Origin of the sequence: Pseudomonas marincola (assembly GCF_900682675.2) — a bacterium.
In the GTDB taxonomy this organism is placed as follows: Bacteria; Pseudomonadota; Gammaproteobacteria; order Pseudomonadales; family Pseudomonadaceae; genus Aquipseudomonas; species Aquipseudomonas marincola.
The window spans coordinates 1,136,227-1,147,927 of sequence record NZ_LR215729.2 but is presented as its reverse complement, the minus strand read 5'-3'; the positions used below and the strand labels follow the sequence as shown (position 1 = coordinate 1,147,927).

Genomic DNA, 11,701 nt, shown 5'->3' with positions numbered 1-11,701 from the left:
GCCTTGGCAACCGGCACATTCAATTGCCCCCTTGCCCGGCCATTCGTTGATTAAATTACAGGTTGTTCATCTATGATCATTTCTGCCTCGACCGATTACCGCGCCGCCGCAAAAAGCAAGCTGCCACCGTTCCTGTTTCACTACGCTGATGGCGGCGCTTACGCCGAACATACCCTGCGCCATAACGTCTCCGACCTCTCGGAGATTGCCCTGCGCCAGCGCGTGTTGCGCAACATGAGCGAGCTGAACCTCGAAACCCAACTGTTCAACGAAACCCTATCGATGCCGGTAGCGTTGGCACCGGTTGGCCTCACGGGCATGTTCGCCCGTCGCGGTGAAGTACAGGCCGCTCGCGCAGCTGCCGCTAAAGGCATCCCGTTTACCCTGTCGACCGTTTCGGTGTGCCCGATTGAAGAAGTTGCCCCGGCAATCAATCGTCCGATGTGGTTCCAGTTGTACGTTCTCAAAGATCGCGGCTTCATGAAGAACGCACTTGAGCGCGCCAAGGCCGCTGGCGTCACCACACTGGTTTTCACCGTGGACATGCCAACGCCAGGCGCTCGCTACCGTGACGCGCACTCCGGCATGAGCGGCCCGAATGCTGCCATGCGCCGCATTCTGCAAGCCATGACGCATCCGCAGTGGGCCTTCGATGTTGGTTTGATGGGCCGCCCGCATGACCTGGGCAACATCTCGACCTATCGCGGCAACCCGACCGGTCTGGCGGATTACATTGGCTGGCTGGCCAATAACTTCGACCCGTCGATCTCCTGGAAAGACCTGGAGTGGATCCGTGATTTCTGGGACGGCCCGATGATCATCAAAGGCATTCTCGATCCGGAAGATGCCAAAGACGCAGTCAAGTTCGGCGCCGACGGCATTGTCGTCTCCAACCACGGCGGGCGTCAGCTCGACGGCGTTCTGTCCAGCGCCCGCGCCATGCCGGCCATTGCCGACGCGGTTAAAGGCGATCTTAAAATTCTCGCCGACTCGGGTATCCGCAGCGGCCTCGATGTGGTCCGCATGATCGCACTGGGCGCCGACACTGTGATGCTCGGCCGCGCCTTCCTTTACGCCCTCGCCGCTGCCGGTGAAGCAGGCGTGAGCAATCTGCTCGACCTGTTCGAGAAAGAAATGCGCGTGGCCATGGTGCTCACTGGCGCCAAGTCGATCAGCGAAATCAGCGCCGAATCGCTGGTTCGCGAACTAGGCCGCTAAACACACGCTGCATTGAGCCACTGGATACGGCCGCTCAGGCGGCCGGCAATAATTGCAACACTGGAGCACACATGGGTCTGCCTGCCGTATTTCTCAGCGAAGTTGAACGCCTGATTCCCCGTGAACGACGTTTTGACGACCCATTGTCGACACTGGCATTCGGCACAGATGCGAGCTTCTACCGGCTGATTCCCAAGCTGGTGATTCGCGTCGAATCCGAAGCGGAAGTCGTCGCGGTATTGAAGTTGGCAGCCGCGCAGAGTGTTTCAGTGACGTTCCGTGCTGCCGGCACCAGTTTGTCCGGTCAGGCACTCAGCGATTCAGTGCTGATTGTGCTGGGCGACAATTGGAATGGCCGCGAGATCCTCCAACAAGGCGCACAGATTCGCCTGCAACCGGGCGTAATCGGCGCCAATGCCAACGCCGTCCTGCTGCCGTTCCAGCGCAAGATTGGCCCAGACCCTGCGTCGATCAACGCCTGCAAAATCGGCGGTATCGTCGCCAACAATGCCAGCGGCATGTGCTGCGGCACCGCGCAAAACAGCTACAACACATTGGCGGGCATCCGTATCGTGCTGGCCGATGGCAGCGTCCTCGACACCGAAGACAGCGCCAGTGTTGCCGCCTTTGAACAGAGCCACACCGCACTGCTTGAACAACTTGCCGAACTTGCCCGCGCCACTCGTAGCAACAGTGAATTGGCGAGCAAGATTCGCCACAAATACCGCCTGAAGAACACCACGGGTTTATCGCTTAACGCGCTGGTCGACTTCGACCAACCGCTGGATATTCTCAGCCACCTGATGGTCGGCTCCGAAGGCACCCTGGGTTTCATCAGCTCGGTGACCTACAACACCGTGCCCGATCACCCACACAAGGCCAGCGCCTTGGTGGTATTCCCCGATGTCGAGAACTGCTGCCGCGCCGTTACCGTACTCAAAGCCCAGCCGGTTTCAGCGGTGGAACTGCTGGACCGCCGCAGCCTGCGCTCAGTCGAAAACAAAGCCGGCATGCCGGACTGGGTCAAAAACCTGTCCGATAACGCCTGCGCCTTGCTGATTGAGTCACGCGCCGCCAGCCAGAGTTTGTTGCATGAGCAACTGACTCAGGTAATGGCATCGCTCAGCAGTTTCCCGGTCGAGAAACAGGTCGATTTCAGCGAAGACCCGGTGGTGTACAACCAACTGTGGCGCATTCGCAAAGACACCTTCCCGGCCGTTGGTGCCGTGCGCGAAACCGGCACCACAGTCATCATTGAAGATGTCACCTTCCCCGTTGAACAACTGGCTGAAGGGGTTAACCGCCTGCTGCAACTGTTCGACAAGCATCAGTACGACGAAGCCATCATTTTCGGCCACGCGCTGGAAGGCAACCTGCATTTTGTGTTCACTCAGGGCTTTGACTCGCCCGAGCAAGTCGCCCGCTACGAAGCCTTCATGCAGGATGTCGCGCAACTAGTCGCAGTCGAATTTGGTGGCTCACTCAAGGCTGAACACGGCACAGGCCGCAACATGGCGCCGTTCGTTGAGCTTGAGTGGGGCAAAGATGCCCATCAACTCATGTGGCAGATCAAGCGCCTGCTCGACCCGCAAGGCATTCTGAATCCGGATGTGGTGTTGTCCAACGATCCGCACATTCACCTGAAAAACCTTAAGCCGCTGCCCGCCGCCGACGAGATCGTCGACAAGTGCATCGAGTGCGGCTTTTGCGAGCCGGTATGCCCGTCGCGCGAACTGACACTGAGCCCGCGCCAGCGCATCGTTATCTGGCGCGACATTCAGGCCAAAAAGCGCGCTGGCGTCGACACCACAGCGCTTGAGCGTGACTATCAATACCAAGGAGTCGACACCTGCGCGGCGACCGGCCTTTGCGCCCAGCGTTGCCCGGTAGGCATCAACACCGGCGACTTGGTGCGTAAATTACGCGCCCGCGATGCCAACAGCACAGGCGCTGCCAACTGGCTGGCCAAGCATTTCGACGGCGCGATCAAAGGCACACGTTTCACCCTGATGGCCGCCAACATGGCGCGTCAGCTACTCGGCCCGAAGAACCTTGCAAGCCTGAGCCACAACCTCACGAAAATCAGCGCCAACCGACTGCCGCAATGGACACCGGCCATGCCGCAAGCAGCTCGTCCGATTCGCCTGAACACCCAGCAAGTGGCTGATCCGCGACCTCGCGTGGTCTACCTTACCGCCTGTGTTTCACGCGCGATGGGCCCGGCATTCAGTGACCGCGAACAAGTCCCGCTGATTGATAAAACCCGCGCTTTGCTGGAGAAATCTGGCTTTCAGGTGGTCTTCCCGGCGGAACAAGGCAGCCTCTGCTGCGGCCAGCCATTCGCCTCGAAAGGCTATGCGGAGCAAGCCGATCGCAAGCGCAGCGAACTTATCGATGCCTTGCTCGAAGCCAGCCGCGGCGGGCTTGATCCCATTTATTGTGACACCAGCCCCTGCACCCTGCGTTTGCTGCAAGACGGCCTCGATGAGCGCCTTAAACTGCACGACCCGGTGAAATTCATTCGTGAGCACATGCTCGACCGACTGGAGTTCACCCCGCAAGCAGAGCCGGTGGCGATTCACGTAACGTGCAGCACCCAGCATCTGGGCGAAGCTCAAGGCCTGATCGACATTGCCAAGCGCTGCAGCCAGCAGGTGGTCATCCCGGAAGGCATTCATTGCTGCGGGTTTGCCGGTGACAAAGGCTTCACTACACCGGAACTGAATGCTCACGCACTGCGCAGCCTGAAAAATGCAGTGCAGATTTGCGATGAAGGCATCTCCACCAGCCGCACCTGTGAAATCGGCCTGAGCCACCACGCCGGTATCGATTACCACAGCCTGGTGTATCTGGTAGACCGCGTAACCCGCGCAAGAGCCTGAGCGAATGGCGATGGGCTAATACCACTCACCGCCATCACAACCTGTGCTGACCAACGGACATGAGCGTTTTTAACAGCGCTCTATACTCAGCGTTGTCCGTCCACAGGAGAGCTATCATGCGTAGATTTGCACTATTGCTTACTGCCGCCCTGCTAAGCACTTCAGCCTGGGCCAACCACTGCCCTGCTGATATGGCCAAGATCGATGCCGAGCTTGCCAGCAACCCACCGAGCGACCCAACTGTTTTAGCCGAAGTGAAAAAACTGCGTGCCGAAGGTGAGGAGCTACACAAGGCGGGGGATCACGCCAAGTCGATGGAAACGCTCGCCAAGGCCCAAGCGCTGCTTGACGCCAACGAGTAAAAGGACACGTCGGGCGCAACTTAATAGTGCGCCCGACGCCTTCACTGCCTCACTCAGGCAAAGCGCTCTGCAGGTCCACCCAGAAACAACTGCCCTGCCCCTCTTCACTGCGAAAGCCAATCTCGCCGCCCATCAACTGCGCCAACTCTCTGCTCAAGACCAGGCCAATACCGGTGCCGGGAATCGTTGAGCTTTCGAGTCCCAAACGCTGGAACGGCTGAAACAACTGCTGTTGTTGCTCCTCACTGAGCCCCACGCCGTCGTCTTCGACCCAGAGCCGGACGCAGTCTGAGCGCATCTCATAACCCAGCGTGATCAAACCGCTTTCACGGCTGTACTTCATTGCGTTGGATAGCAAGTTCAGCAGTACCTGACGCAAACGCCGGGCATCCGCTTGCACACACAACGCTGAGTCCGCAGGCACTTGCACATCAATGCGCAGACCACGCTGTTGCAGCTCTGGCAAAATCAGTTCGGCGCAACCGTGCAGCACTCCGGCAATTTTTACCGGCTTCATCTGCAATTGCTGAGGGCGATTTTCAATGCTCGATAAATCCAGTACGTCATCCACCAAAGCGGCAAGATGACGGCTCGCATTGATGATTTCCCGCGCATAATCAGCCTCCTGCTGCGCGTTTTCACGTTCTTGTGCGTCGACCTCGATCAGTTGCGCAAAACCCTGAATCGCATTCAACGGCGTGCGCAGTTCGTGGCTCATGCTCGACAAAAAACGGCTCTTCGACTGGCTGGCATCCTGCGCCTGCAAACTGGAGAGGCGCAGCGCTTCCTGGGTTTCCTTGAGCCCGCTGATATCAACATGCGTGCCCGCCACGCGTAATGGCTTGCCTGACTCATCACGCTCAAGCACCCGGCCTCGGCTGAGCAACCAGACGTAATGCATATTGGCATCGGCAAAGCGATACTCAGCCTCGTAGTGATCCTCGCCGCTGGCGGCAAACTGCTCGCGTAAATGGCGCACCCGCTCCAAATCATTCGGGTGAACGCGCTCATTGAATGCAGCCATCGTCATGCGCTTTTCCGCCAGACTGAAGCGCTTGCAGAAACGCTCACTCACCGAAATCATCAGCAAGTCGGCCTCAATCAGCCACATACTTTCAGTGGTACTTTCAACCACCACCCGCAGCAGCTTTTCCGCATCGAGGCGCTGTATCTCACTCGCCTGTAATTGTTCACCCGCCTGAGTCACGGCAGCCTCGATCGCGGCCAATTCTTCAATTCTGCTGCTGTCACCCACGGTCTGATACTGGCCCTGACCAAGCTGGCGCATGCGCACCACAATGCCGCCTACACCTTGAATCAACTCCTGCCCCAAATGCCTGGAGCGCAGCCACATCCAAAGAATAAACAGCAGATAAAACAGCACCAGCCCACCGATCAACCAATAGCCGATCTTGTCGTATTTCGCCGCCAGCATATTGGTTTCGTTGAGTATTTTTTCTTCATCAACCACCAATAACAGCCGCCAGCCGGTCTGCTCAATCTCACTCCAGACCACTAACTGCTTGCGACCGCCCAACTCCAGCTCCATGACCTTGGGCCGATCCGCAGCTATGGCGGCAATCAACGGCTGCATATCCGCACGCGATGCCAGATTAAAATCTTCGGGCTTAAGCACCTCACGACGAATCGCTTCGGCATAGGAATAGTCGGTTAGTTCGCGCAGACCAAAGTCACGCTCACCCGGCGGCGGCAGGGCCATAATGTTGTTATCTTTATTGAGCAACACCGCGTACCCCTGCCAAGGCACCTGCAGATTATTGATCTGGTCGAGCACCATATTGATGGTCACATCAAGACCAACAACACCCTCCAGAAAATCCCCCTGATAAACCGGAGCAACCGCCGACATAATCCAGCCCAACCCGGCAGGGTCAACATACACATCGGTCCACACCACGCGGCGTGAAGGGTTGTGCGTGGCGTCGGCACGGTAATAGAAGTTGTACCTCGGGATGAACATGTCTGCCGGGTAGCGCTGCAATACATCGAAGTAGGGATAGATGCGGTTGTAGCTGTCCCAAGTGTTGAAATACAACACCGCGACACTCGAGTCGTTCTCATGCATGGAGCGCATCAACGGGTCCAGTTGAGACAGGCGCAGCGCCTTGGCATGGTCTTGTTTGGCAACTGGCGTTGCACTGGAATAGAAGGACGCCGCACGGCCATCGTCACTGCGGCTGTAGAACACGCCGTCGTCTGATAACGCATGACGACCCTGCTCAACGGCATCCGGCGTGTACGCCTTGTTGGCAAGCGCTCGCGCAGTTGCATCAGCGAGTATCTTGGCCTGCTGACTAACAGCTTGCAGGTGAATATCAATCACATCGCTTTCACGCGTGGCCGCTGCCGAAAGCGTGGCCAATGCGTTTTCTTGCAGGTGACCAACCTGCGCCTCACGGATCGCCTCGTTACCGACCAGAAAAACCGTAACAAGTACGAACTCGACCAGAATAAGCGGAATCAAAGCGCTCTGAACAAACGCCCGCCAAATCCATTGCCGCAAGGGGTAGCGCTGAGCGCGCGACATACATACCTCGTCCTGAAGTCGAAGCTTCCTGCCTGAAGGGCCCTAATCATAACTGGTGTTTTAGCCCCGTGCAGGCTTGATCATCAGCACGGTCGACGTTAGCCATGGTTTGGCTGTACAATTGCCCTGCAACGACAGTTTTGGGGCCGATTAGGATTCGACGCCGGTAGCGAAACTCGAGGGGCATGCCGAGTGGGTAACAGAACTCGTAAATCCACTGTTGCAAACTTTATAATTGCCAATGATGACAATTACGGTGCCCAACTAGCTGCGTAAGCAGCCTAGTCGCACTTCTGGTAGCTTCGGCTCCAGCAATCATTAGGGGATGTCTGTAAACCCGAAATGATTGTCATATAGAACAGAATCGCCGCGTAGTACGTTGTGGACGAAGTGGCTAAAACTTACACAACTCGCCCAAAGCACCCTGCCCGTCGGGCGGCCAAGGGTTAACTTAATAGACACGGCTAAGCATGTAGAACCGACAGCGGAGAACTGGCGGACGGGGGTTCAAATCCCCCCGGCTCCACCAAATATACATCTAAGGGCGTCCACGGACGTCCTTTTTTGTGCCTGAAATCCAGCAAAAACTGAGCCTCCAGCGTTTTTACGATCCGATAGCGTCCAGCAGCATCTTCGCTTTCGTGCATTCCACGTGGTATTCCAAGCCCCTCTCTGATTTTTTTAGAATACACAAACAGCCTTGGAATACATCAAGGGTGCCCAAACCACTCGCCTCTCAGACCTCAAAGTCAAAGCAGCCAAGCCAGAGGAAAAGGACTACACGCTGACTGATGGGAGTTGACTACATATGCGAGTGAGAACCAATGACTCTAAACTCTGAAACTTTAGCTATATCCATTCGCTAACGGGATCGATCCGAAGGAACAGCGCAATGCTGATCGGCAGGCGAAAAAAGCCGCAACCGAGCACACATTCCCGAACGTAGCGACGGTCTGGAATGAGCTTAGAAAAGACTCAGTGACGCCTGCCTATGCCGAGGACATTTGGCGCTCGCTGACGCTGCACATTTTCCCTGATATGGGTGCCATATCTATCTCCGCCATCAGCGCGTCACAAGTCATCAACCTGCTTCGGCCGCTCGAAACCAAAGACAGCCTTGAAACCGTTAAACGACTGTCACAGCGTCTCAACGAGATCACTACCTACGGGGTCAACTCGGGACTCATCCACGCAAACCCACTCAGTTGGATTAGCTCAGTTTTTAAAAAACCGAAAAAGAAGAACATGGCAGCTCAACACCATTACTCGCTCAGCAGAGGCTGCGACTACCCGATGGGTCGATATCGATTAAGAAAAGCAGATCTGGACGTTCCCAGCTGAACGCATGAAAAAACGCCGGATAGACATCGTGCCGCTCACAGATCAAGCACTGGCACTTTTGGAAGCAATCAAACCCTACAGCGGGCATAGAGAATACGTTTTCCCTGCAGACCGCAATCCCCGAACTCATTGCAACAGTCTGACCACGAACATGGCGCTAACGCGTATGGGCTTAGAGGGGCGATTAGTCAGCCATGGTATGCGTTCAATGGCCAGCACAACCCTTAATGAACACGGTTAGGACCCTGAACTAATTGAGGTAGCGCTTGCTCACGTCGACAAGGACGAGGTTCGTAGCGCCTATAACCGGGCGGACTATATCGAACGCAGGCGACCGATGAAGGCCTGGTGGAGCGAGCAAATTCAGGAAGCCACTACCGGCAACCTGTCTGTATCAGCTCTAAAGGGGAGTCGAGACACTGAAAGGTCGTTTCAATACGCTGATCGAAGGGCGGCAATCTGCCCCTCAGAACTGCATCAAACTGCCCAGTCGGTAAGGGTCAAAAATGGTACTTATCGAAGCGCCTTTTGAACGCCTCAGCGGAACCTTCCATGATATTTAGGACCGCATTAGCAGAGTGAGCCTGGTCAAGCCCGCCTATCGCAAGCTGTGTTCCGCGCCCGCCGCTCACATCAAGGGCGAAAACCAGATCGGTATCCGCATTTACTGGCAGGTTTGCATTGTGCGTGGTCAAGATGAGCTGCCTCCGATTTTTCACCTTGCGAAGCAACGGAACCAACTCGTGGTAGATAAAGTTCGAGTCCAGCTCATCTTCAGGCTGGTCTATTAAAATCGGACCATCACCCTGAGCAAGAAGTAGCTTAAGAACCGCTGTATTCCTCTGGCCTTCTGAAAGTACACGGCTTTGGATGTTGCCCACGAGCGTTCCATCCGCGCGATAAAGTTCTACATCTACCTTGTCTTCTATTCGAGTGAGGCGTGCCGCTCGCCACTTATTTTTCTGTTCGACGAAGTGCTTTCGAATATCGTCTGATAACCCTGCCATTTCTAATGGGGCAGGTAGCTCGCCCATCAGCACCGCCTTGATGTACAGCCATGGAGATTGTGAACCTGGATTAAGATCGACAAGATGCTGTTGAAAGTCTGCAAATAGCGCTGTACCAATTTGCTCCCAGACTCTACCGACTCTGGCACGGCGATCAGGGGCCATTCCTTCCCAGACTTCTTGAAAGTGGACTTCATCGGCCATCGGCTGGATACGCACATTGATAGAGCAATCGGCCTTCTGTGTAATCTCCTGAGCAGTTCGAGTTCTAGCCATAAGCTGTTCAGACCAAAGATCATGCAGCTTGCTCAGCATTGATTCCCGTCTTTCCACTTCGGGTGTGAGGGCCTCAATTTTCTTTAGTAGATCCTCAAGGTTAGCTTGCTTGATCTGACGAAGCCTGTCGATTTCCTGAAGGCGTGCAACATCTTGAGGTTGAAGACCTCTTTCTTCACAGGCGCGAAGGAATCCAGCCTTAATCGCACCCAGCTCAGCCGAAACAGAACTCCAGCCCCCGAGTTGTTGCTCAAGTTCCTCGGCGTCTTTCTGCACTTCGGCAGCTAGCTCTGTGAGCTTATCTGAGTGCTTCTGGCGAAGCGCATCGACTCCCTGTGTGTAGTCGTTGAACCAATCAGATCTTGGCCAAGCCTCAACGTTACCGTCGTTCAACACGCCACGATTAGACAGCTGTTTAGCAAGATCATTGAGTGAACTGGCATCTTCAACCAGCTGAGTTTTCGCTTTCTCAAAATATTGCCGAGCCGCCTCGGCTCGCTGGTATTGAAGCGCCTCCGCCTGCACCTCTTTTCGAGCCTGCCATTGGCGGTTCAGCTCTTGCAGCTCCTGGGACAATTCCTTTTCTACTTTCCGTAACTCATCTAACTGATCGGAAGCAGCAAAAACCTGAATGATCTCGGCCCGCAGGGTATTTTCTCGCCCCTTCAGCGCTTGGAGCTCTGCACTACAAGCCTCATCCACCATGCCCAGCAAACTACCTTCACCACCAATATCGGTAAGCTCACTCAGCTGCTGCTGGCTGTAGAACTGAATTGGAATTTGCTTCAGGTAGGCTGGAATATCGAGCACTTCACCCTGCAGCATTTCATGAGCGGCGTCTGGACGAAGCGAAATGATGTCAACTTGACCAGGTACGCTTTCCCAGCCGACTTGGATCTCCGCATCGCCCGAGAACGTACCTCTGAGCCGCTCGAACTTCGCTTTAGTTGAAGCGGAAAATTGACCACCAGTGTCCCGAGCAAAAGCAAAGCGCAGTAGCTCCATCAGCGTCGACTTACCAGTTCCGCGCCCACCAATAACAGTGTTCAAATTCGGTGAAAAAGCAATTTCTTGGTCTGCGAGAAACTTAAGCCCGCTGCATTTCAGAAAAACAATTCTAGGGTGTGTCTGCTCTTCTGATGGCCTTACGTCTTGGATGCGTAAACGAGATGTCCCATCTAAAAACGCTTGTCTTAGTGCCACGATAGAGGGCTTTGAGACTTTTAACCATGTCCAGCGGTAGCCCAAGGAATTGGCAATGGGACGGCCGTCTTCTCCTACCTTCACAGACTTTGCATCAGATGACTGAATATAGGCGGGCTGACGCCCGCGCCTCGACCAGTCAGGATTGCTCCCCTCTAGGATCGACTTGAATCTCTTAGGCAGAGGATAGGTAGTTACCTCAACAGCCAGCAGACCCGGTATTTGATAATCCGCGATATTATTTGCCGATGACAACATCCCATCTGCTTGGTCAGCATGAGCGGCTATCACTATCCCTGAATGCTGTTCTTGAACAACTTCCAGCAACTCCTTCAAGCTGATCGTTCGACCTTCTCTGCGCAGCAGTGCAGGCTCGCCGGCTCTGAATCGTTCATGCTCAGCCAAGCCAAGCTTAGTGAGAATCATATTAACGCGCTGAACATGTCGCTGCTTCTTAGCCGGATCAAATAGGCACAGAACGTGATAGCCAATGTCGACTTCAAATCCTGGAAAAATTGAGATTGGAGCGCGATTAAGCTCTTTAGCGACTGACTTGTTCTGTTCCACCAAATGGGTGAGAAACCAGTCACGTGGATCGGCTTTCTCCGAAAAATTGTGGTCAGTGATACCGATCATTTCTAGATCGAGCTCATGACAGCGCTGGAGGAACTGCTTGGCCTTTGCTTGAATACCCTGCTCGCAAGGTTTCCCGTCTATTATCGGACGACGAATGTGAAGGCGCAGATCATCGTCTGCCCAATGTCGATTGTCTTCAGGCGTTTGTACCTGAAAGTCGGCTTTGAGCCAGCGCATTCCCTGATATTCGACCACTGTCTAGACTCCAATTCTATTTTCGCGCTTGGC

5 protein-coding genes, 1 other RNA gene and 1 pseudogene are annotated in these 11,701 nt (G+C 55.1%); 5 read left to right on the top strand and 2 right to left on the bottom strand.

Translation table 11 applies throughout. The features are described from left to right. Positions 1 to 72 precede the first annotated feature (72 nt). From lldD to PMYSY11_RS05225, 3 genes are all read left to right on the top strand, one after another. Complete coding sequence (lldD, locus tag PMYSY11_RS05235) at positions 73 to 1,218, top strand: FMN-dependent L-lactate dehydrogenase LldD (protein ID WP_150548510.1); 1,146 nt, start codon at positions 73 to 75, stop codon at positions 1,216 to 1,218. 71 nt (positions 1,219 to 1,289) lie between these two features. After that, positions 1,290 to 4,100 (top strand): FAD-binding and (Fe-S)-binding domain-containing protein, encoded by a 2,811-nt coding sequence (locus PMYSY11_RS05230; protein ID WP_150548509.1) that lies wholly within the window; start codon positions 1,290 to 1,292, stop codon positions 4,098 to 4,100. A 116-nt stretch (positions 4,101 to 4,216) separates the two neighbouring features. Further along, positions 4,217 to 4,462, top strand: coding sequence for a hypothetical protein (locus tag PMYSY11_RS05225; RefSeq protein ID WP_069897903.1), 246 nt, complete (start codon positions 4,217 to 4,219; stop codon positions 4,460 to 4,462). 49 nt (positions 4,463 to 4,511) lie between these two features. Here PMYSY11_RS05225 and PMYSY11_RS05220 read toward each other — a convergent pair whose 3' ends face one another. Beyond that, the gene (locus PMYSY11_RS05220; protein ID WP_150548508.1) at positions 4,512 to 7,010 is read right to left on the bottom strand and encodes a sensor histidine kinase; all 2,499 of its coding nucleotides are present in this window, start codon (positions 7,008 to 7,010) and stop codon (positions 4,512 to 4,514) included. 142 nt (positions 7,011 to 7,152) lie between these two features. Between PMYSY11_RS05220 and ssrA the strand changes: the two genes are divergently transcribed. Then, positions 7,153 to 7,539, top strand: a transfer-messenger RNA (tmRNA) gene (gene ssrA, locus PMYSY11_RS05215). Positions 7,540 to 7,719: 180 nt separating this feature from the next. Then, positions 7,720 to 8,795: pseudogene (locus tag PMYSY11_RS05210) on the top strand (tyrosine-type recombinase/integrase). Positions 8,796 to 8,851: 56 nt separating this feature from the next. On the opposite strand, the gene PMYSY11_RS05205 reads toward PMYSY11_RS05210, so the two are convergent. Then, positions 8,852 to 11,668 carry a TrlF family AAA-like ATPase gene (locus PMYSY11_RS05205; protein ID WP_150548507.1) on the bottom strand — a complete coding sequence of 939 codons (2,817 nt, stop codon included), beginning with the start codon at positions 11,666 to 11,668 and terminating at the stop codon, positions 8,852 to 8,854. Positions 11,669 to 11,701: the final 33 nt, after the last annotated feature.

Bases quoted from the DNA above. Each gene is read 5' to 3' on its own strand.
- lldD (WP_150548510.1), top strand. From the start codon at position 73: ATGATCATTTCTGCCTCGACCGATTACCGCGCCGCCGCAAAAAGCAAG.
- PMYSY11_RS05230 (WP_150548509.1), top strand. From the start codon at position 1,290: ATGGGTCTGCCTGCCGTATTTCTCAGCGAAGTTGAACGCCTGATTCCC.
- PMYSY11_RS05225 (WP_069897903.1), top strand. From the start codon at position 4,217: ATGCGTAGATTTGCACTATTGCTTACTGCCGCCCTGCTAAGCACTTCA.
- PMYSY11_RS05220 (WP_150548508.1), bottom strand. From the start codon at position 7,010: ATGTCGCGCGCTCAGCGCTACCCCTTGCGGCAATGGATTTGGCGGGCG.